This window comes from Kitasatospora sp. NPDC032121 (assembly GCF_055580145.1).
The window spans coordinates 22,260-43,101 of the sequence record NZ_JBVILX010000031.1; the positions used below are offsets into that span (position 1 = coordinate 22,260).

19 protein-coding genes are annotated in these 20,842 nt (G+C 75.1%); 11 read left to right on the forward strand and 8 right to left on the reverse strand.

What is annotated here, in order from left to right; translation table 11 throughout:
- Positions 1-5 precede the first annotated feature (5 nt).
- Both ACZ5OX_RS37820 and ACZ5OX_RS37825 read right to left on the reverse strand, forming a co-directional pair.
- Positions 6-1,451 carry a sensor histidine kinase gene (locus ACZ5OX_RS37820; protein ID WP_465636580.1) on the reverse strand — a complete coding sequence of 482 codons (1,446 nt, stop codon included), beginning with the start codon at positions 1,449-1,451 and terminating at the stop codon, positions 6-8.
- A 56-nt stretch (positions 1,452-1,507) separates the two neighbouring features.
- Positions 1,508-2,269, reverse strand: a complete 762-nt coding sequence (locus tag ACZ5OX_RS37825; protein ID WP_465636554.1) for a response regulator transcription factor — start codon at positions 2,267-2,269, stop codon at positions 1,508-1,510.
- Between the two features lie 199 nt (positions 2,270-2,468).
- Between ACZ5OX_RS37825 and ACZ5OX_RS37830 the strand changes: the two genes are divergently transcribed.
- The 3 genes from ACZ5OX_RS37830 to ACZ5OX_RS37840 all read left to right on the forward strand — a co-directional run bounded on the left by ACZ5OX_RS37830 (position 2,469) and on the right by ACZ5OX_RS37840 (position 5,273).
- Positions 2,469-3,848: a ferredoxin reductase family protein gene (locus ACZ5OX_RS37830; RefSeq protein WP_465636556.1), complete on the forward strand. Its 1,380-nt coding sequence runs from the start codon at positions 2,469-2,471 to the stop codon at positions 3,846-3,848.
- Positions 3,849-3,979: 131 nt separating this feature from the next.
- On the forward strand, positions 3,980-4,489 hold the full coding sequence (locus tag ACZ5OX_RS37835) for an FMN-binding protein (protein WP_465636557.1): 510 nt from the start codon (positions 3,980-3,982) through the stop codon (positions 4,487-4,489).
- A 31-nt stretch (positions 4,490-4,520) separates the two neighbouring features.
- On the forward strand, positions 4,521-5,273 hold the full coding sequence (locus ACZ5OX_RS37840; protein WP_465636582.1) for an FAD:protein FMN transferase: 753 nt from the start codon (positions 4,521-4,523) through the stop codon (positions 5,271-5,273).
- A gap of 107 nt (positions 5,274-5,380) precedes the next feature.
- Here the strand turns inward: ACZ5OX_RS37840 and ACZ5OX_RS37845 are convergent, their stop codons facing one another.
- Positions 5,381-6,406: a hypothetical protein gene (locus tag ACZ5OX_RS37845; protein WP_465636559.1), complete on the reverse strand. Its 1,026-nt coding sequence runs from the start codon at positions 6,404-6,406 to the stop codon at positions 5,381-5,383.
- Positions 6,407-6,596: 190 nt separating this feature from the next.
- On the opposite strand from ACZ5OX_RS37845, the gene ACZ5OX_RS37850 reads away from it, so the two are divergent.
- Both ACZ5OX_RS37850 and ACZ5OX_RS37855 read left to right on the forward strand, forming a co-directional pair.
- The gene (locus tag ACZ5OX_RS37850; RefSeq protein WP_465636561.1) at positions 6,597-7,982 is read left to right on the forward strand and encodes a sensor histidine kinase; all 1,386 of its coding nucleotides are present in this window, start codon (positions 6,597-6,599) and stop codon (positions 7,980-7,982) included.
- Positions 7,970-8,626 (forward strand): response regulator, encoded by a 657-nt coding sequence (locus ACZ5OX_RS37855; protein ID WP_465636562.1) that lies wholly within the window; start codon positions 7,970-7,972, stop codon positions 8,624-8,626. The genes ACZ5OX_RS37850 and ACZ5OX_RS37855 overlap by 13 nt, the downstream gene beginning before the upstream one ends.
- A 32-nt stretch (positions 8,627-8,658) precedes the next feature.
- On the opposite strand, the gene ACZ5OX_RS37860 is transcribed toward ACZ5OX_RS37855, so the two are convergent.
- The 5 genes from ACZ5OX_RS37860 to ACZ5OX_RS37880 form a co-directional block, all read right to left on the reverse strand.
- The gene (locus tag ACZ5OX_RS37860) at positions 8,659-10,860 is read right to left on the reverse strand and encodes a DEAD/DEAH box helicase (RefSeq protein WP_465636564.1); all 2,202 of its coding nucleotides are present in this window, start codon (positions 10,858-10,860) and stop codon (positions 8,659-8,661) included.
- Between the two features lie 155 nt (positions 10,861-11,015).
- On the reverse strand, positions 11,016-12,008 hold the full coding sequence (locus tag ACZ5OX_RS37865; protein WP_465636566.1) for a hypothetical protein: 993 nt from the start codon (positions 12,006-12,008) through the stop codon (positions 11,016-11,018).
- Positions 12,005-12,946 (reverse strand): ABC transporter ATP-binding protein, encoded by a 942-nt coding sequence (locus ACZ5OX_RS37870; RefSeq protein WP_465636567.1) that lies wholly within the window; start codon positions 12,944-12,946, stop codon positions 12,005-12,007. The genes ACZ5OX_RS37865 and ACZ5OX_RS37870 overlap by 4 nt, the downstream gene beginning before the upstream one ends.
- Positions 12,947-13,029: 83 nt before the next feature.
- Positions 13,030-13,482 carry a GntR family transcriptional regulator gene (locus ACZ5OX_RS37875; protein WP_465636568.1) on the reverse strand — a complete coding sequence of 151 codons (453 nt, stop codon included), beginning with the start codon at positions 13,480-13,482 and terminating at the stop codon, positions 13,030-13,032.
- Between the two features lie 123 nt (positions 13,483-13,605).
- Positions 13,606-15,126, reverse strand: coding sequence for a DUF2079 domain-containing protein (locus ACZ5OX_RS37880; protein WP_465636570.1), 1,521 nt, complete (start codon positions 15,124-15,126; stop codon positions 13,606-13,608).
- 40 nt (positions 15,127-15,166) lie between these two features.
- Between ACZ5OX_RS37880 and ACZ5OX_RS37885 the strand changes: the two genes are divergently transcribed.
- The 6 genes from ACZ5OX_RS37885 (at position 15,167) to pcp (ending at position 20,716) form a co-directional block, all read left to right on the forward strand.
- The gene (locus tag ACZ5OX_RS37885) at positions 15,167-15,370 is read left to right on the forward strand and encodes a hypothetical protein (protein WP_465636572.1); all 204 of its coding nucleotides are present in this window, start codon (positions 15,167-15,169) and stop codon (positions 15,368-15,370) included.
- An 81-nt stretch (positions 15,371-15,451) separates the two neighbouring features.
- On the forward strand, positions 15,452-16,366 hold the full coding sequence (locus ACZ5OX_RS37890) for an alpha/beta fold hydrolase (RefSeq protein WP_465636573.1): 915 nt from the start codon (positions 15,452-15,454) through the stop codon (positions 16,364-16,366).
- Between the two features lie 79 nt (positions 16,367-16,445).
- Entirely contained in the window at positions 16,446-17,207 is a 762-nt protein-coding gene (locus ACZ5OX_RS37895) for a MerR family transcriptional regulator (protein WP_465636575.1), read from the forward strand.
- Between the two features lie 84 nt (positions 17,208-17,291).
- Positions 17,292-18,506 carry an MFS transporter gene (locus tag ACZ5OX_RS37900; RefSeq protein WP_465636577.1) on the forward strand — a complete coding sequence of 405 codons (1,215 nt, stop codon included), beginning with the start codon at positions 17,292-17,294 and terminating at the stop codon, positions 18,504-18,506.
- A 216-nt stretch (positions 18,507-18,722) separates the two neighbouring features.
- The gene (locus tag ACZ5OX_RS37905) at positions 18,723-19,901 is read left to right on the forward strand and encodes an alpha-hydroxy-acid oxidizing protein (protein ID WP_465636584.1); all 1,179 of its coding nucleotides are present in this window, start codon (positions 18,723-18,725) and stop codon (positions 19,899-19,901) included.
- A gap of 131 nt (positions 19,902-20,032) precedes the next feature.
- On the forward strand, positions 20,033-20,716 hold the full coding sequence (gene pcp, locus ACZ5OX_RS37910; RefSeq protein ID WP_465636585.1) for a pyroglutamyl-peptidase I: 684 nt from the start codon (positions 20,033-20,035) through the stop codon (positions 20,714-20,716).
- Positions 20,717-20,842 lie beyond the last annotated feature (126 nt).

The following is a 20,842-nucleotide window of genomic DNA, read 5'->3' on the forward strand; positions in this document are numbered from 1 at the left end:
AGCCGTCACGGCAGCCGTACGGTGAACGCCGTGTGCCCCGGCCGGCTCGCCACCTCCACCGTGCCGCCGTGCGCCCGGACCACCGCCCGGACGATCGCCAGTCCGAGCCCGGTGGAGCCGGTGGCGCGGGAGCGGGCCCGGTCGCCCCGGACGAAGCGCTCGAAGACCCGCTCGGCCAGCTCCGGCGCGATCCCCGGACCGTCGTCAGTGACGCTCAACTCGACCTGCCTGTCCGACCGTTCTATGCGCAGCCGGACCTCGCTGCCGGGCGGGGTATGGGTCCGGGCGTTGGCCAGCAGGTTGGCCACCACCTGGCTCAGCCGGTGCCCGTCCCCGCGCACCACCACCGGGTCCTCGGGCAGGGCGAGCCGCCAGCGGTGGTCCGGCCCGGCGGCGCGGGCGTCGGCCAGCGCGTCGAGGGCGATCCGGGTCAGGTCCACCTCCTCCTCGGCCAGTGGGCGGCCTGCGTCCAGCCGGGCGAGCAGCAGCAGGTCCTCGACGATCGCCCCCATCCGCAGCGCCTCGGCGTCGATCCGCTCCAGCGAGTGCCGCACCTCCGCCGGCACCGGCCCGGGGTGGCGCAGTGCCAGCTCGGCGTGGCCGCGGACCGCCGCGACCGGGGTGCGCAGCTCGTGGCTGGCGTCGGCGGCGAAGCCGCGCAGCCGCTCCTCCACCGCGTGGCGGCGGGCCAGCGCGTCGCCGACGTGCCCGAGCATCCGGTTGAGCGCGGCGCCGACCCGGCCGACCTCGGTGCGCGGGTCGTCGTCGGGCACGCGTTCGGCGAGCAGCACCTCGCCGCGGGCGAGCGGCAGCGCGCTGACCCGCTCGGCCATGCCGACCACCCGCCGCAGGGGGCGCAGCGAGAAGCCGACCCAGGCGGCCCCGGCCGCGCCGGCGGCGGCGACGGAGATCGCGAAGACGGTGAGTTCCAGGGTGGCCAGCCGCTCGACGGTCTCCTCGGCCGGGCGCAGTGGCAGGCCGCTGACCAGCACGTCGCCGTCCCGTCCGGCGACCGCGCGGACCCGGTAGTGGCCCAGGGCTCCGCCGAGGTCGAGGGTGCGGGCCGGGCCGTTGACGGGCAGGGCGGCCAGCGCGTGCTGCCGGTCGGGGGTGAAGGTGACCCGGTCGTCCTCGTCGCCGGGGTCGTCCATGTCGTCGGCGTCCCCGTCGACCACGCCCGCGGCGGTGACCCGCCCGTCCAGCAGCCGCACGCCGAGGGTGCCGGGGGTCTGGGCCCGGGTGTCGGGGCCGGCGCCGTGGCCGGTGTGCTCCAGGCTCGCGGCGTAGCGGCCGCCGGACTCGGCGAGTTGCTGGTCCAGGCGGTCGACCAGGAAGTGGCGCAGCGCGGCGGTGGTGGCGAGGCCGACGGCGGCGCAGGTGGCGACGAGCAGCACCAGCAGACCGGCGATCAGCCGGGCGCGCAGGGTGCGGGGCGCCAACGCGGCACGCAGGGTGCGGGGCGCCGGCCGTACGGCGCGGGCCGGTTCGGCACCAGCCCGTACGGTCGTCACGTCGCCGCCTTGATCAGGTACCCCGCGCCACGCACCGTGTGGATCATCGGACTGCGGCCCGCGTCCACCTTCTTGCGCAGGTAGCTGATGTACAGCTCGACGATGTGCGCCTGCCCGCCGAAGTCGTACGACCAGACGGCGTCCAGGATCTGCGCCTTGCTGAGCACCTGCCGCGGATGGCGCATCAGGTGGGCGAGCAGCGCGTACTCGGTCGGGCTGAGCTCGACCGTCTCCCCGCCCCGGGTGACCTCGCGGGCCCGGTCGTCCAGGACGAGGTCTCCGAGCACCAGCGCGTGCGGCGGCGGCTGCCCGGTCGCGGCGGGCGGGGCGGCCCGGCGCAGCAGGCCGCGCAGCCGGACCACCACCTCGGCCAGGCTGAACGGCTTGGTCACGTAGTCGTCGCCGCCGGCCGCGATGCCGGCGATCCGCTCCTCGACGGCGTCCCGGGCGGTGAGGAAGAGCACCCGCACCTCGGGCTGCTCGGCGTGGATGCGGCGCAGCACCTCCAGGCCGTCGAGGTCGGGCAGCATCACGTCGAGCACCACGGCGTGCGGCCGCCAGGCGGCGGCGGCCTCGACGGCGGCCAGGCCGGTGGTCGCGCCGCGCGTCTGCCAGCCCTCGTAGCGGACGGCGCCGCTGACCACCTCCACCAGGTCCGGTTCGTCGTCGACGACCAGGACCCGCCAGTCGGGGCGGTCGACGGTCTCGTCCACGGGGCTCCTCGGGTCCACAGGGCTCCTCGGGTCGGTGCTGCGCATGGTTCATCCTGGCCGGTCCCGATGAGAAACCGGTGAGACCTCCGCATCGGCCCGGCAGCCTTCGCACCTGCTCCGACCTGCGCCGATGCCCACGCGGGCGGGCTCCGCGGGCGGCCCGGTTCAGAGCCTACTCAGAGCTTGCGGTGCGATCGTGGTCGGCCTCGGCGGCACCCGCCGCCGGGCGCTGAGGAGGTTCCCGATGACCACTGCCGCCGCGCCGAAGCCGCGGCCCGGGCCCCGGCCGGCCCCCGACCGCCGGGGCCACCGGGCGGCGCCGCGTCCGCTGTTCGCCCTCGACCCGCGCGCCGCGCTCGGTCTGATCGCCGTGGGCGGGCTCGGCGTGCTCGCGCTGTGGTGGAAGGGCACGCCGGCGGTGGTCGGCGCGGACGGCTGGCTGACCGGCGCGGGCCGGATCACCGGGCTGCTGGCCGGCTACGCGGCGCCCGTGCTGCTCCTGCTGATGGCGAGGCTGCCGCCGGTGGAGCGCGGGGTCGGTGCGGACCGGCTGGCGCGCTGGCACGCCTTCGGTGGGCGCTGGATGGTGGCCCTGGTCTCGGTGCACGTGCTGACGGTCGTCTGGGGCTACGCGCTGACCGACGGGCGCGGCCTGGTCGGCGAGGGTGTGGAGCTCGTCTTCCACTACCCCGAGATGATCAAGGCGACCCTGGGCACCCTGCTGCTGCTCGGCACCGGCGCGGTCTCCGCCCGGATCGCGCGCCGCCGCCTCCCGTACGAGGCCTGGTACTACCTGCACCTGGCGACCTACCTCGCGGTGGCACTCGCCTTCTCCCACCAGCTGGCCACCGGCGCCGACCTCGCCGGCGGCCCCGGCCAGGCCGCCTGGTACGCGCTCTACTTCGGTACGGCGGCGTTGGTCGGCTGGTTCCGGCTGCTGCGGCCGTGGCTGCTCGACCGGCGGCGCGGCCTGACGGTCGCCGAGGTACGGCCGGAGGGCCCCGGCGTGGTGTCGCTGTTCCTGAGCGGGCGGCGGCTGGACGAACTGCGCGCCGAGCCGGGCCAGTTCTTCCGGCTCCAGTTCCAGGCGCCCGGGCTGCGCTGGGCCGCCAACCCGTACTCGCTGTCCGCGCCGGCGCACCCGCACTTCCTGCGCTTCACGGTCAAGGACCTCGGCGGGCACAGCGCAGCGGTCGCCGCCCTGCGCCCGGGGACCAGGGTGCGCGCCGAGGGCCCGTACGGGGCGTTCACCGGGCGGCTGCTGCGGCAGCGCCGGGTGCTGCTGCTCGGCGCCGGGGTGGGGATCACCCCGCTGCGCGCCCTGTTCGAGACCCTGCCGGGCGAGCTGACCCTGGTCCAGCGGGCCCGGCGGCCGCAGGACGTGCTGTTCCGGGCGGAGCTGGCCGACATCGCCCGGCGGCGCGGCGCGACGGTGCACGAGCTGGTCGGCCCGCGTGAGCGGGTCGGTGACCTCGGGGCCGCGCTGGCCCGGCTGGTCCCGGACCTCGCCGAGCACGAGGTCTACCTGTGCGGCCCGGACTCCCTGACCGAGGAGGCCGTCCGCGCGCTGCGGGCGGCGGGGGTGCGGCCGGGGCGCATCCACCACGAGAGCTTCTCCTTCTGAGCCCGCTCGGTCTTCCGAGCGGCCGTTGCCAAGAGCCTCTTGCCGAACGCCTCTTACCGAGCGCCTCTTTGCCGAGCAACTCTTACCGAGCACCCGAGCATGCACCTGAGCACCCGAGGAGCGTTGATTCCATGCGCCGAGCCGTCGTCACCAGTGCCGCCACCGCGGCCGGGGTGGTGCTGCTGCTGTCCCTCAAACCGCACGAGGCTCCCGGGCCCGCCCCGGTGATCGGATCGGGGGCCGCCCCGGGGGCCGGGTCCGACGTCTCGGATCCGTCGGGCACGGCCGCCTCCCCCGGCCCGTCCGCCTCCGCGTCCGCCACGGGCTCGGGGTCGGGCTCGGGGTCGGGATCGGACTCGGGCGCCACCCGGAAGGTCAGCGGCAACACCGTCAACACCCGGTACGGCCCGGTACAGGTCCAGGTCACCCTGGCGGGCAGCCGGATCACCGCCGTCGACGTGGTCAAGTACCCGACCGCCGAACGGCGCGACCTGGAGATCAACGGCTCCGCGCTGCCGATCCTCAACCAGGAGGCGATAGCCGCCCAGAGCGCCCGGATCGACGTGGTCAGCGGCGCCACCTACACCAGCGACGGCTACGTCCGCTCGCTGCAGAGCGCCCTCGACCGGGCCAAGGGCTGAGGCGCCCGTGCTGAGCCACGCCGAGCCCGTGATGGGCACCGTCTTCTCGATCACCGTGCGCGACCCGGGTCCCGGCACCCCGGCCGTGCTGGAGCGGATCGCCGAGCGGCTGCACCGGATCGACGCGGTGTTCTCGACGTACCGGCCGGACAGCGACATCAGCCGCCTCGACCGGGCCGAACTCGTCCCGGAGGACTGCGATCCGGAGGTCCGCACCGTCCTGGCCGCCTGCCGCGAGGTGGCCGCCGAGACCGACGGGTACTTCACCGGGCGGCCGGGAGGCCGGCTCGACCCCAGCGGCTGGGTCAAGGGCTGGGCGGTCGAGCAGGCGGCCGCCCTGCTGCGCTCCTGCGGCGCCCGGCAGTACTGCGTCAGCGGCGGCGGGGACGTGCAGACCGCCGGCGGGCCGTGGCGGATCGGCATCGCCGACCCCCGGCAGCCGGGCTTGCTGGCCGCCGTCCTGGCCGGCCACGACCTGGCCGTGGCCACCTCCGGCACCGCCGAGCGCGGCGCCCACATCCTCGACCCGCACACCGGACGCCCCGCCGAAGGCCTGCTCTCGCTCACCCTGGTCGGTGCCCCCGGCACCGGCATCGCCCGCACCGACGCCTGGGCCACCGCCGCCTTCGCCATGGGTCCGGACCGTGCCCTCACCTGGGCCGCCCGCCGACCCGGCGTCGAGGCGCTGGCCGTGCTGCCGGACGGCACCAAGCGCTGGACCCCGGGCCTGCCCGGACACCTCCCGGCGAGTGGTCCGGCGGACTGGCGGACCGTTGTCGGCTGACCGGGGCCCGTCCGTGCGGTGCGTGTCATGGCGGAACGGGCGTTCTCGGGAACCGCCGTTCCCCGCGTTCGGTCCACGTCCGCTCCGTGCCCGCGCCCGCGCCGTGCCTACGCCCGCTCCTGCTGCGCCGCCCGCCAGGCCTCCCAGGCCACCAGCGGCGCGAGGTACGACCAGCGCCGGGAGCCGTCCGGGCAGGTGCCGCCCTCGACCAGCTCGGAGACCGTACGGCGGGTGAACGGCACCCAGACGGCCATGTCGTGCTCGAAGGTGCTGTGGCAGGCCTCGCGGCGGCGGTCGATCTCGGCCGCCTCCAGCCGGGACCGGACGGTGGCCACCAGGGTGTAGCAGGAGGCCGGCTCGCTCCAGCCCAGCCAGGTGATCACGGTCGGCCCGACGTCCTCCGGCAGCAGTCCCAGTTCCTCCTCCAGTGCCCGCCGGACCAGCCCGTAGAAGTCCTCGGCGGCGCCCGGCTCGTCGCGGTACTTCATCGTTTCGTTGATTCCGACCGTCCACTGCGCCGGGAAGGTGTTGACCGCCAGCGAGCGGCGGAGCAGCAGCAGCCGGCCCGGCCGGTCCCGCACCGCGACGCAGGCGCTGACCATCGTGGGCGGCGCGACGGCCACGAAGCTCGTCAGGCCCTCGTCCAGCGCCTCGCGCAGCAGCCGGGCCACCTCCGGCTCCTCCCGGCCCAGCCGGGTGGTGGCCATGCACTCCGCGTAGTCGCTCTCCGCGATGTCCACCTCGCAGACCCGCGCGCCGCCGTGCTCGCCGTGATCGACCGTCAGCCGCGAAACGTACGCCGTCCGGCCCGCGGCTCCGGCCGCCCGCTGCCGCGCCACCTCGTCGGCCCAGCCGACCGCGTCCAGCACGTGCGGGCGCTCGACCCGCCCGCGGTGCGCCGTCACCAGCGTGCCCGGCGTCAGCGGCCGGGCCACCGACCAGGTGATCAGCGGCGCCAGCCCGTCCGCCCGCAGGTCGTGCGCCCGGGCCGCGGCCGTCAGGCTCGCCCGCCGCACCCGCGGCGCCGGTACCCGGGAGCCGAGCCGCGAGCCGCCGAACTTGGCGAAGTCGTACACCAGGTTGGTCAGCACCCCGAGCAGCAGGGCCCCACCGATCCCCAGCAGCCACTCCACGTCGGCCCCCTCCGTCCGTGATCGACCGCCCCATTGTGGAGGCGCCCTCGCCGCCGGGGGAAGGGCCGCGGCCGGCGGCCGCTTCCGGGCCGCAGCCGACGGCCGGTTCCGACGGCCGCTTCCGGAGCCGGTGTTAGGGTGATCGGAAAGTCGGCTCGGAGACCCGGAGACTCGGAGGCACTGAACAGTCGTGCGGGCGCCCAGGGTTGACGCGTCCACGGTCCGGTCGACCGTCCGGTCCGCCGCCCGGTCCTCCGTGCGTCGCTTCCCCGCTGCCGCCGGCTATCTCCTCCTCTGTCTCGGCACTGGCCTGGCCGCCTTGGCCGGACTCTGCCTGCTGCTCGTCCTCCTCACCCTCTGCCTGGTCGGCCTCGGCCTGCCGTTCCTCCCACCGACCCTGCGACTGCTGCGCCACTGCGCCGAGTTCCACCGGCGGCTGGTCGGCCGCCGACTGGGCGGCGAACGGCCGCGCACCCCGTACGGCGACCGCGCGTCCGTGCGCGATCCGGCCGTACGCCAGGACCTGCTGTGGCTGCTCGCCCACGCCACCGCCGGGACGGTCCTGTCGGGCGCCGCCCTCACCCTGTGCAGCCATGCGTTCAACTGGCTGACGGCGCCGGTGTGGTGGCGGCTCCTGCCGGGCGAGCGCGACGCCGTCATCCTGCTGACCGTCGACTCCTGGCCGGTGGCCCTCCTGGCGGCGGTCGGCGGAGTCGGCTACGCCGCGGTCGCCGTGACCGTGCTGCCGCCGGCCGCCGACCTGCACGCCCGGAGCTCCCGTCGGCTGCTGGTCGCCCGGCCCCGCACCTCGCTGGCCCGGCGGGTCCAGGAGCTGACCACCAGCCGGTCCGAGGCGCTGGACACCCACGCCGCCGAACTACGCCGGATCGAACGGGACTTGCACGACGGCGCCCAGGCCAACCTGGTGGCGGTCTCGCTCCGGCTCGGCATGATCCGCCGCGCGCTCGACCAACGCCCCGAGCAGGCGGCCGCGTTGGTGGACTCCACCCAACTCGTCGCCGAGCAGGCCCTGGAGTCACTGCGCGCCCTGGTGCGCGGCATCCACCCGCCGCTGCTCGCCGACCGGGGCCTGGCCGAGGCCGTACGGTCGCTCGCCGACCGCTGCGCCGTGCCCACCCGGGTCGAGCTGGACACCGGGGAGCACCCCGACACCCCGCCCTGGCCACCCGCCCCGCCTTCCCCTCCTTCCCTGTCCTCCCCTCCTTCCCTGTCCTCCCCTCCTTCCCTGTCCTCCCCTCCTTCCCCGTCCTCCGCCGACCCGCCGCCGCGCGCACCGGCCGCCGCCGAGGCCGCGGCCTACTTCGTGGCCTCCGAGGCGCTCGCCAACGTCGCCCGGCACAGCGGCGCCCGCAGCGCCCTGGTCCGGCTGCGGATCACCGCCGCCACGATCGCCGTCCGGGTCGAGGACGACGGCCGGGGCGGCGCCGTCGAGGGCGCCGGCAGCGGGCTGGCGGGCCTGCGCCGCAGGGTCGCCGCGTTCGACGGCACCACCCGCCTGTCCAGCCCGCCCGGGGGCCCGACCATCCTGGAAGTGGAGATCCCGTGCGGATCCTGATCGCCGAGGACAACGCCCTGCTCCGCGAGGGCCTGGTCCTGCTGCTGCGCAGCGAGGGGCACGAGGTGTGCGCGACCGTGGAGCACGGCGACGACCTGCTGCCAGCCCTGCTCGACCACCGCCCCGACGTCTCCGTGCTCGACGTCCGGTTGCCACCGGACTTCCGCGACGAGGGCCTGCGCGCCGCCGTCGAGGCCCGCCGCCGACTGCCCGAGCTGCCCGTCCTGATCCTCTCCCAGTACGTCGAACGCGCCTACGCCGCCGAGCTGCTCGCCGAGAGCGCCACCGGCGTCGGCTATCTGCTCAAGGACCGGGTCGGCCGGGCCGAGGAGTTCCTCCAGGCACTGGAGCGCGTCGCCGAGGGCGGCACCGCGATGGACCCGCAGGTCATCTCCCAGCTGATGGCCCACCGCCCAGGACCCGACCCGCTGGCCGCGCTCACCCCGCGCGAGCGCGAGGTGCTCGCCCTGATGGCCGAGGGCCACAACAACCCGACCATCGCCCGGCTCCTCTTCCTCGCCGAGAGCTCGGTGAACAAGCACATCGGCGCCATCTTCGGCAAGCTCGGCATGCCCACCCCCGACACCGGCCACCGCCGGGTGCGCGCCGTCCTCACCTACCTGCGCGCGCTCGCGGACGGCTGACCGCCATCCGCTCGTCCGTGGGACGCCACCGGTCATCCATGGGCAGCCGCCAGCCGCAGCTGCTCCTCCTCGACGATCAGCGCCGCCAGCGACGGCTCCGACACGTCCACCGCCTCCGGTGTCGACTCCGCCACCTCGCTGCGCCGCGCGTAGTCGTCGAACAGCCGGCCCTTCGCCCGCAGCAGGTCCAGCATCCGCTGGTCGACGCTGTCCACCGCCAGCAGCCGGTGCACCCGCACCCGGCGGACCTGCCCCATCCGGCGTGAGCGCGCCACCGCCTGGTCCTCCAGCGTCGGCTTGACCTGCGGCTCGCAGAGGATCACCACCGAGGCCGCCTGGATGTTCAGCCCCACGCCGCCGGCCTGGATCTGGCAGAGCAGCACCGCGTGCCCGGGCGCGGCGCTGAACCCGTCCACCGTCTCCTGCCGCCGCACCGCGCCCAGCGAGCCGTCGATCGGCCCGAACGTCCGCTGCCCCAGGGCGGCTCGGACGGCCGCCAGGACGTCCCGGAAGTACGAGAAGACCACCACCTTCAGCCCACTGTCCGCCGCCTCCCGGACGATCTCCCGCAGCCGCCTCAGCTTGGCCGACTCCGCCGGGTCCGCGTACCCGGCCCGGCGCATCGCCGGGAAGTTGCCCGCCGCGACGGCCGACCGGTAGGCGGCGAGGTCGGCGGGCGAGAACTCCTCCCACTCGTCCACGTGCACCACCTCGGGCAGCTCGGTGAGCACGTCCTGCTGGTTGCGGCGCAGGTACGCCGGGGCGACCGCCCTGCGGAAGGCCGCCGGCCCGGCGGCCGCCGCACCCTGCTCGACCAGCAGCACCAGCTCCGGCCGCAGGTACCGCACCAGGGTGCGGAACTCCTCCACCCGGTTCTCCATCGGCGTCCCGGTGAGGAACAGCACCCGCTCCACCCGCTCCGCCCAGGCGGCCACCGCCCGGGAGCGCTGCGCGGCGGGGTTCTTGACGAAGTGCGCCTCGTCCACCACGACCATCCCGACGGTGACCGCCTCCGCGACCTCCGCCGCCTCCAGGCGGCGCAGCCCGTCGAAGGTCAGCACCGCGACCCCGCCGTCCCGCAGCCACTCGGCGAGCGCCGCCTCCCGCTCCGGGCCGTGCACCCGCAACGCCCTCAGGGTGCTGCGGGACTCGACCTCCCGGATCCAGTTGACCAGGACGCCGGCCGGGCAGACCACCAGGAAGTGGGTGCTCCCCCGGGCCCGCAGGTGCGCCAGTACGGCGATCGCCTGCACCGTCTTGCCGAGGCCCATCTCGTCCCCGATGATCACCCGTCGCTGGGCGAGCGCGAACCGCGCCCCGAACGCCTGGTAGCCACGCAGCGAGACCCGGCAGTGGGCGTCGTCCAGCGGCTCGGCCCGCACCCGGTCCGACAGCTCCTCCGGCAGGAACCCCTCGGCGGCGGCGAGTTCGACCCCGGCCTCCTCGACGATCCCGCCGAGCACGCCGTAGTAGTCGGCCGAGCGGAGCTCGAAGTCCGTCCACGCCTCGATCGGGTCGAGCGGCGGTCGCAGCAGGTCGACCGAGGCCTGGGCGAGCAGCACCGGGACCTCCTGCGCCCGGTACCCGACCAGCAGCTTCTCCAGCCGCTCGACCGCCGCCCGCGCCTGCGCCCGCCGCTCCCGGCCGGCGAACAGCCCGCGCAGGACCCCCCGGGCCGGCCGCGCGGCCGCCACCAGCGGCTCCACCTCGGCCTGGACCCGCTCCGCGGTCTCCCGGGCCCGCCTCGCCTCCGGCCCGGCGGCCACCAGCCGCTGGAGCGCGACCACCAAGGCGGTGCTCAGCGGGTCCTGCCGCTCGACGTCCAGCCGCACCGCCACCGTCTGCTCGACCGCCCGGGCGAGCTGCCCGGCCGCGGCGCGCGCCTGCGCCGCCGTCTGCGCCCCGACGCCGGGGATCAGCCGGAGGGTGTAGCCGGAGGCCTCCAGCACCTGCCGCACCGTCCCCAGCCCGGCCGCCTCCAGCGCCCCGACCCGCAGCCGCCCCTCGGTCACGTCCCGCAGCCGCGCGACCGGGATGGCCCCCAACTCCTCCCCCACCAACCGGTCCCGGATCGCGACGTACGCCGGCCGCACCTGCTCCACGGCCTCCCGGTGATCCGCCACCACCGCCCCGGCCGCCGCCCGCAAGCCCTCCGCCTCGGCCAGCACCACCCCGACCCGCCGCCGCTCCCCCAACCGCCCGCTCCGTCCGCTCCACGCACCCAGGAGCACCATGCTCCCACCCGCCACCCACAGCCGTCCGGGGCCGCAACGCACCGCGGCCAGGGCCCGATTCGGTGAATCGGGCCCTGGCCGCGGTTGGTGTCGCTCCGCTCGGCCGGGCCGGCGGTGGGGCGCCGGGCACCCGGCAAGGATCCAAGAGGCAGGCCCTACGTGCGGATGCAGCGGAAGACGGTGAGCAGGATGAGAGCGGTGAGGGTCAGGAGGATGCCGGCTTCGACGAGTTGGATGGGGACGAGGTGGTCGGCCGGGTGGTAGCGGAGCCAGGAGGCGGAGGCGCCGTCGCAGTCGGTGCTGAAGTGGAAGCTGCAGGCGCTGGTGCTGACGCGGGTGCCGTCGGGGAGGACGACGCCGCGGTCGAGGAGCCAGGAGTTGGTGGGTTGGGTGGTGCGCAGGTCGGCCACCCGGTCCACGGCCGGGTAGAGGAAGGGGCGGGCCCAGAGGACGAGGCCGTGGGCGACGGCGACGAGGGCGCCGGTGAGGAGCATCGCCGGCACGGTGCGGCGGACGAGTTGGCCGACGAGGACGCCGAGGGCCAGCGCGAACAGGGACCAGGCGACCGGGGCGAGGCCGAGCGCCGGGTAGGTGAGGGCCTGGAACGGCGGGTCGAAGGCGACCGGGCCGTGCACGATGTCCGTCCACCACACCCAGGTCATCAGCGCGGCGATCGCGCCGCCGGCGGCCAGGACGGCGAGGCCGGGGACGGCGAGGCGGACGGCCAGCCAGCGGATCGGGCCGACGGACTGCGCGCGGATCAGGCGGATGGTGCCGCGTTCGTACTCCTGGGCCAGCAGCGGGGCGCCGACGAACATGCCGAACAGCAACGGGAGCGCGGCGACGGCGGGTTGGAGGACCTGGAGGTACCAGAAGTTCGGCCGGTCGAGCGGCTGGACGAGCTTCCAGCACTGGGCGCTGTCCCAGGACTCGGGGTAGTAGCAGCCGGTCCGGCGCAGGGTGTCCACGATGCGGCCGCAGGCGATGTGGATCCAGAGGAGGTCCGCCACCGCCAGGACGAGCAGTACGCCCAAGACCCAGAGGAGGAAGTGGTTCTGACGGAACACCAGCCAGAGGAGTCCGCGCAGGCCGGGGGCCGTGGGGGCGGGCCGGGCGGTGGCGCGGTCGGGCAGGACGCTCGTGCTCATACGGCCACCTCGTTCGGGTTCTTCCGGTCGGCCGGGCCGTCGGCCGGGCCGCGGAGGTAGCCGAGCAGCAGGTCCTCCAGGCTCGGCCGCTCGCTCTCCCATTCGCCGTCCAGCGGGTCGCCGGTGCGGACCAGGGCGATGGCCCGGCGGCCGCTGACGCGCTGCTCGACCACCGACTCCGCGGCCAGGCAGGCGCCCCGGGCGGCCGGCCCGGTGAGCAGCCGGTGCCCGTCGAGGATCTCCTCGAGGTCGCCGGCCAGCCGGATGCGTCCGCGCTGGACGAGGAGCAGGTGGTCGATGACGCCGTCCAGTTCGGGGAGGATGTGCGAGGACAGCACGATGCTGGTGCCGCGTTCGGCGGCGGCCGACATCAGGGTGCCCATCAGCTGATGCCGGGCGAGCGGGTCGAGGTCGGCCATCGGCTCGTCGAGCAGCAGCAGGTCGGGGAGCTTGCCGAGGGCGAGGGCGAGGCAGACCCGGGTGCGCTGGCCGCCGGAGAGCGAACCGATCCGCGCTTTGGGGTTCAACTCGCCCTGGTCGATGATCTGTTGGGCCAGCATCTCGTCCCACACCGGGTTGAGCTCGCGGCCCATCCGGATGGTCTCTGCGACGGTGAGGCCCGGGTAGAGCGGCTTGTCCTGCGGCACATAGGCGACCCGGGCGCGCAGCTCGGGCGCGCCGGCCGGGGCTCCGAGCACCAGCAACCGGCCCTCGGTGGGCTTGAGTTGGCCGGCCGCGAGGGAGAGCAGGGTGCTCTTGCCCGCGCCGTTGGGGCCCACCACGCCGCAGATCCGCCCGGCCGGGACGGTGACGTCGCAGTCGCGTAGCGCCCAGCCGCCCCGGTACTTCCTGCCGAGGCCGGCGGCCTCCAGGGCCGCCTCCTGCGCAGTCTCCGGCACCGGCGCCGACACGGGCGCCGTGGTCGTCGGGTCGTCCACCCGGTCCCCCCACTGTTCTCGTTCGGTGTTGCCGGGGCGTCTCGGGCCCCGGTGTCGAGGCGCGCGGCCCCGGCGTCGGAGTCTCAGGCCCCGCTGCCGGGGCCGGTGACCCCGGTGTCGGAGCTCGCGGCCCCGCTGTCGGGGCCGGTGACCCCGGTGTCGAAGCGCTGCTCCAGGACGGAGGCCATCAGCGCGGCAATGTCCTCACGCTCCAACCCGGCCGCGCGGGCCCGGTCCACCCATCCGACCAGGTCCGCGCGCAGCGGCCCGTCGGCCGCGGCCCCCGGCCGGGCGAGTGAGCGCCGGACGAAGGTGCCGAGCCCCGGGCGGGGTTCGACCAGCCCTTCGCGTTCGAGTTCGCGGTAGGCCTTCAGCACGGTGTTGGGGTTGATCGCGGTCGCCTCGACCACCTCACGGGCGGTCGGCAACTTGTCTCCTGGCTGGAGCAGTCCGAGCCGCAGGGCCTGCTTGGTCTGCTGCACGATCTGCTGGTAGGTGGAGACACCGCTGCGCCGCTCGATGCGGTACTCGATCACCGGCTTTCCGGCCTTTCACTAGTTCAATAGTGGAATCGTGGCCCACTGCGGCGCGCGGGTCAAGCCGGACCTGGGGGTGCCGCCGGGATGCGGGGGCCGCCGGGATGCCCCGTACGAGGCGCTTCAGGGGCGTTGCAGCAGGAGCAGGCCGTCCTGCTCGATCAGCGGCCGGTAGCCGCGCTCCCGGTAGACGCCCAGCATCCGGGCGGTGTCGGCGGTGGCGCACGGGGACTGCACGCTCGGGTCGCGCAGGTCGACGGCCACCCACTGCGGCCCGGGGCCCACCGGCGCCCGGCACACCAGGGTGACCTCCGCCCTGGAGGTGAGCTGGGCCGCCAGCCGGTTGGAGGCGGCCACGGTGGCGTCGTCGGGTATCCGACCGAGCAGCGCCCGGGTCTCGGTGAGCCGGGGCGAGGTGCGCCACGCCTCGGGCATCACCACCTCGTGCAGCGGGTAGAGCGGCAGCGTCACGGCGGTCGCCAGGGCGCTGACGGCGAGCGCGCGCCTGGCTCGGCGTACGTCGACGCGCCGCAGGACGTCGACCAGGGCGGCGAGCGCGATCGGCATCAGCACCGCGCTGTAGTGGTAACTGACGCCCCAGTAGTGCGAGTTGTCCGAGAACAGCCGCCAGGCGAGGGTGGGAACACAGAGCAGCAGGAGCGGCGATCGGAGGCCGGCGAAGCCGGCGGTGGCGGCGAGCAGGAACAGCAGCAGCCACTTGACCGGCGGCCAACCGATCCGCAGCGGCAGCAGCCAGAGGGCGGGCTGCTCGCCGCCGTCCAGCTGCCGCCAGTAGTCGAAGCCCCCCTCGGGGTTGAAGGCCGGCAGCACGACGAGCACGGTGAGCGCGGTCGCGACGAGGCCGAGGGCGGCGAGGGCAAGCCCGGGCAGCGGACTGCGGTGCCGCTCCCGCCGGGCCTGCCAGGCGATCAGCGCGCCGACGGCGGCCACCGTCAGCCCCAGGTCCTCCTTGACCAGCAGCAATGGCAGCGACCAGAGCGCGGCGGCGAGCGGTCGGCGCCGGCCGAGCGCGGTGACGGCGAAGGCGAGCAGCGGGACGGCGAAGGCGATCTCGTGGAAGTCGTCGGCCGCCGCCCGGACGATCCCCCAGGAGGCCCCGGTGGCGCAGCCGACGAGCAGCGCCACCCGCGGCCCGGCCACCTCGTGAGCCCAGCGGGTGAGCGGGACGACGGCGAGCGCCATCAGCAGCGCCTGGGCGACGACGAGGGTGAGCGGGCTCGGGAAGGCCCGGTAGGCGGGGGCGAGGACGGCGATCAGCGGGTGGAAGTGGTCCCCGAGCAGGTGGTAGCCGGGCCCCTTGAGCGGCACGATCGGCGCCTGCCCGTGGGCGTACGCCCGGATGGCCTGCTCGAAGATGCCCAGGTCGTAGGCCTTGCTGAGGCCGCGCCGGTGCCGGTTGACGCCGACGCAGGCGTACAGCGCGGCGAACCCGGCCGCCAGTGCCCAGGCGAGCACGGCGGGGCGGCGGGCGAGGGGTGTCGCGCGCCGGACGGCCAGTGCGAGCACGGCGGGTTGCGCGGGCGGGGAGGACGTGGAGGGCCGGAAGAACAGGGCCAGCCGGGAGAACGGGGAAGGCCGGGAAGCCGGGGAAGGCCGGGCGGCCGGGGAGACGGAAGCGGGCATCGACAAAGTACCCTTTCACTATTCGATTAGTGGAAGGGTGGTGGAAGCCGCGACAACCCGTCAAACCCGGCCGGGCGACGCCGACCGGGCCTTCTGCCTGCCCTCCAGAGGCCTCGTTCCGGCTCACCCGGCTCACCCGGCTCACCCGGCCCAGTCGGACCCCAGGACCACGGCCTCGCCGCTGGGCACCACGCCGACGGAGTACCGCAACCGCTTCGCCGGCACCCACTACGCCACCGGCTGACGCCCGGCGGGAACCGCCACCGCCGGGTGCCGCCAGGGACGGCTTGACCTTGACGCTACGTCAGGGTTGGAGGCTTGCCGCATGAAGAACGAGAGCACTTCCACCGCCCCGCTCCACCCCCCGGTCGGCGGCTTCCAGGAGATCGACGGCCGCCACCTCTACGTGCACCGCCAGGGCAGCGGCGGGCCCGCCGTCGTCTTCCTGCCCGGCGCGAGCGCGATCGGCCTGGACTACTTCGGGGTCCAGCAGGGCGTCTCGCAGTTCACCACCGCCGTGGTGTACGACCGCGGCGGAACCGGCTACAGCGACGAGGTCCCGCTGCCCCGCACCTCCGCCGAGGTCGCCGCCGAACTGCGGGAACTGCTGCGCGCCGAGAACGTCCCCGGCCCGTTCGTGCTGGTCGCGCACTCGCTCGGCGGCGCCTACGCCCATGGGTTCGCCCAGCTGTACCCGCAGGACGTCGCCGGGCTGGTCTGGCTGGACGCCTTCCACCGGGACTGGGACGACTTCGTGCCCGCCGAGGCGAGCCTGGCCGCCAGCGTCCGGTTGTCGCCCACCGAGGAGCAGCTGCGGCAGGCGCTCCCCGCCATCCGGCGGATGTGCGAGGAGCTTCTGGTGGACTACCCGGCGGACGTCCGGGACGCGGTGGCCGCGTACCACGTGAGCGAGCGCTGGATCCACGCCGGCATCGCCGAGCGCGCCTCGATGGCCGACCTGGCCGACGAGCTGCGGGCCGGCCCCGACCTCCCCGACGTCCCGGTGATCGCGCTCACCCCGCTGGGCATCGACCCCGGCCAGCAGGCGCTGATGTCCGAGGAGACCCTGCGGGCGATTCACGACGGCAAGACCCGGCTGGACGCGGCCATGGTCGGCGCGGTCACCGACGGCGAGCAGCGCCTCCTCTCCGACACCGGCCACAGCCAGCTGGTCTTCGAGCGGGCCGATGCCGTGGTCCAGGCGATCCGCGACGTCGTGGACCGGGCGGGCCGCGCCTAGACTTCGTCCCGCGATCCCCCTCGACATCCACCGCGACCTCGGCCTCACCCCCTGACCTCGACAGAAGCGGAGCCGGACGGTGCTCACGATCAGTCAACTCGCCTCGACCGCCGGCGTGACCGTGCGCACCGTCCGCCACTACCACCAGGTCGGACTGCTGCCCGAGCCCGAGCGTGACGGCTCCGGCTACCGCCGGTACAGCGCGCAGGCCGCGGTGGACCTCATCCGGATCAGGACGCTCGCCGACGCCGGGGTGCCGCTGGCCCGGATCCAGGCCCTGCTGCACGCGCGGCCGGAGGAGTTCGCCGCCGCCGTCACCGACCTCGACGCCGAACTGGAGCGCCGGATCGAGCAACTCGCCGAGCACCGCCGCCGGATCGCCGACCTGGCGAGCGGCGAGCGGCTCGCACTGCCGCCCGAGGTGGTCGCCATCCTGGACCGGATGCGCGCGCTCGGGGTCAGTGAACGGTCGGTGCGGCTCGAACGCGACACCTGGATCCTGCTCCAGGTCCTGGACCCGGAGGCCGTGCGCCGGGGCATCCGGGAGAAGAACGCCAGCTTCGACGACCCCGAGACGACACGGTTGTTCCTGCTCTGCGACCAGTCGCTGGACTGGGAGCCCGACGATCCGCGGGTGGACCGGCTGATCGACGACCTGGACGCCTGGGAGCTCGCCCACGGGCGGGACAGCAGCCGACCCGGCAACCAGGCGGTGATCTTCGCCCGGATCGCCGAGGCCTCGCCGACCTGGCAGCGCATCCTCGGCGTGCTCGTCCACCGCGCCAAGCAGCGCCGCCTCGCCGGCGAGCGCCGGGACGCGGCCCCGCCGCGGAAGCGTTGACGTCGGATTCACGCCAGCCCAACCCCCGCTCGCACTGGTGGACTTCGGGTCACAGACCCACCACCCGTCGACAGGATCTCCGGCATGCCGACCGGCACCACCCCCCGCTCCGCTCCGCCCGTCCCGAAGCCCCACACCCGGGACGGCGGCACCCTCGCCGTCCTCGCCGTGACCACCGGGGTCTTCTCCATCGTCACCACCGAGATCCTCCCGATCGGCCTGCTGACCCCGATCGGCGCCACGTTCCGGATCTCCGACGGCACGGCCGGGCTGATGATGACCCTGCCCGGCATCGTCGCCGCGGTGGCCGCGCCCGTGGTGACCGTCGCGACCAGGCGCGCGGACCGGCGGACCATGCTCTGCGCGCTGCTGCTGGTACTGACCCTGGCGGACCTGCTCAGCGCGCTCGCCCCGGCGTACTGGGCGCTGCTGACCGCCCGGGTCGCCCTCGGCCTGGTCATCGGGGCGTTCTGGTCGATCGGCTCCGGACTCGCGCCGCGCCTCGTCCCCGAGCACCGGCGGGCCCGGGCGAACACGCTGATCTTCTCCGCCGTGCCGCTCGGCTCGGTGCTCGGCGTGCCGGCGGGGGTGTTCCTCGGCTCGCTGGCCGGCTGGCGGGCGGCCTTCCTCGCGATGGCCGCGCTGACCCTGGTCGCCCTGGCCGCCCTCCTGCGGTCGCTGCCGCCGCTGCCCCCGCTGACCGCCACCGGGCTGGGCGTGCTGCGCGGACTGCTGGCCGGTCGGGGCACCCGTACCGGCATCGCGGTGACCCTGCTGATCGTGCCGGCCCACTTCGGCAGCTACACGTACGTCACCCCCTTCCTCACCGGTACCACCCACGCCGGCACCGGACTGATCACCACCCTGCTGCTCGTCTACGGCGCTGCCGGGCTGCTCGGCAACGTCCTGGCCGGCGGCCGCGCGGCCCGGGCACTGCGGCCGGTGTTCGGCGCGGCGACCGTCCTGCTCGCCGCCGCGGCCCTGCTGCTGCCGCTGCTGGGCACCGGCGGTCCGGGCGCCGCCGTCCTGCTGACGCTCTGGGGCGTGGCGTACGGCGCCGTCCCGGTCTGCTCGCTCACCTGGTTCCTCGCCGCGGCCCCGCACGCCCCGGAGGGCGCCGGCGTGGTGTTCACCTCGGTGTTCCAGGCCGGCTTCTCGGTCGGCGCGCTGACCGGCGGCGTGGTGGTGGACCGCTCCTCCCCCACCACGGTCATGCTCCTCGGCGGGACGGTCGCGCTGCTCGCCTCGGCCGCGGTGTGGCGGTACGGCCACCGGGTCCGTCCCGTGCCGGCGCCGTGACGCGCCCGTGCCCCGACCCTGGTCGTCGGCGCGGTTCGTGGTGAGAATGCCGGGGTGCCGTCAGCCCACCCGCACGTCCTGCGGGGTGGGCTGGTGGGCTGACGGCACCCCGCCGGGACGGTCCCGGGCGGGTGCGGACGGAAGGACGGCCGGCGGATGGGCAGCGAGCAGGTGGGCGGCGAGCAGGTGGGCAGCACGCCGGGGAGCGGCGAGCGGATGGCCCCGGCGTTCCACGGGCGGTTCGGCGACTACCAGCACGAGATCTACCTGCGCGGGCTCGGCGGTGTGCTGCCGACGATGCCGATGGCCTTCACCGAGCTGGAGGCGCGGGCGAGCGCGGCCCTGGCGCCCTCGGTGCTCTCCTACGTCGCGGGCGGGGCCGGCGACGAGTCCACCCAGCGCGCGAACGTCGCCGCCTTCGACCGGTGGGGCCTGGTGCCGCGGATGATGGTCGGCGCGAGCACCCGGGACCTCTCGGTGGAACTGTTCGGCCTGCGGCTGCCGACCCCGCTGTTCATGGCTCCGATCGGGGTGATCGGCCTGTGCGCGCAGGACGGCCACGGGGACCTCGCCACCGCCCGGGCCGCCGCCAGGACCGGCGTGCCGATGGTCGCCTCCACCCTGACGGTCGATCCGCTGGAGCAGGTGGCCGCCGAGTTCGGCGACACCCCCGGCTTCTTCCAGCTCTACACCCCCACCGACCGCGCGCTGGCCGAGAGCCTGGTGCACCGCGCGGAGGCCGCGGGCTACCGGGGCATCGTCGTCACCCTGGACACCTGGGTCACCGGCTGGCGCCCGCGCGACCTGGCCACCGCCAACTTCCCCCAGTTGCGCGGCCACTGCCTGGCCAACTACACCTCCGATCCGGTGTTCCGCGCCCGCCTCGCCAAGGCGCCGGAAGAGGACCCGCAGGCCGCCGTCCTGGAGTGGGCCGGCGTCTTCGGCAACCCGCTGACCTGGGACGACCTGCCCTGGCTGCGCTCACTCACCGACCTGCCGATCCTCCTCAAGGGCATCTGCCACCCCGAGGACGTCCGCCGCGCCAGGGACGGCGGCGTCGACGGCATCTACTGCTCCAACCACGGCGGCCGCCAGGCCAACGGCGGCCTGGCCGCCCTCGACCTGCTCCCCGACGTGGTCGCCGCCGCCGACGGGCTGCCCGTCCTCTTCGACTCCGGCGTCCGCTCGGGCACCGACGTCGTCAAGGCTCTCGCCCTCGGCGCCACCGCCGTCGGCGTGGGCCGCCCGTACGCCTACGGCCTGGCGCTGGAGGGCACCGACGGCATCGTCCACGTGCTGCGCTCCCTGCTCGCCGAGGCCGACCTGCTGATGGCCGTCGACGGCTACCCCACCCTGGCCTCCCTGCGCGCGGACGGTGCGCTGCGCCGGACCTGACGCGACCTCGGGTCGCGGTGCCCACCGGAAACCGCCGGGGCTTGCCGGGGCTTGCCGGGATATTCGGGACGGCCCTACGCTCGAACGGCACAAATCGGGTCCGTACGTTCCCATCGGCCGGGAGGTCCGCCATCATCCGAGTCCTGCTGACCGCCTTCGAACCGTTCGGCCGCGATCCCCTGAACTCGTCCCTGGAGGCGGGCCGGCTGGTCGCCGCCGCTCCGCCGGCCGGAGTGGCCCTGGAGTTCGCCGAACTCCCCTGGGTGTTCGGCGACTCGATCACCGCACTGCACCGGGCGGTGGCCCGCTTCGAACCCGACCTGGTCATCGCCACGGGCCAGGGCGGCAACCGCCCGGACCTCACGGTCGAACGGGTGGCGGTCAACCTCGACGACGCCGTCCGGGGACCGGACCGGAAGGGCAACCAGCCGGTCGACCAGCCGGTCGTGCCGGCCGGTCCGGCCGCGTACTTCTCCTCCCTGCCCGTGAAGGCGTGCGTGGAGGCGGTCCAGCAGGCCGGCATCCCGGCCACCCTGTCGCACACCGCCGGCACCCACCTCTGCAACCACGTCTTCTACGGGCTGGCCCACCTGATCGCCACCGAACGCCCGGCGCTGCGCGGCGGGTTCGCACGCCTGCCCTACCTGCCGAGCCAGGCGTCCGGCCAGGAGAAGAGCGCCTCGATGTCGGCGGAGACAGCGGCCGAGGGGGTGCGCATCCTGATCCGCAGCGCCGTGGCCACCCTCCACCCGCCGCCCGTCGGCACGGTGGCCGCACCGCGCCGACGGAACTGGCTGTCCCGCCGGGGCGGCTGACTGCCGTCCAGCCCGTCGAGTCCGGTTTCCGGGAAATGCGAAAAGCCCCCGATCCGAATGGATCAGGGGCTTTTCAGAAGAATTGTTCGGCGGCGTCCTACTCTCCCACAGGGTCCCCCCTGCAGT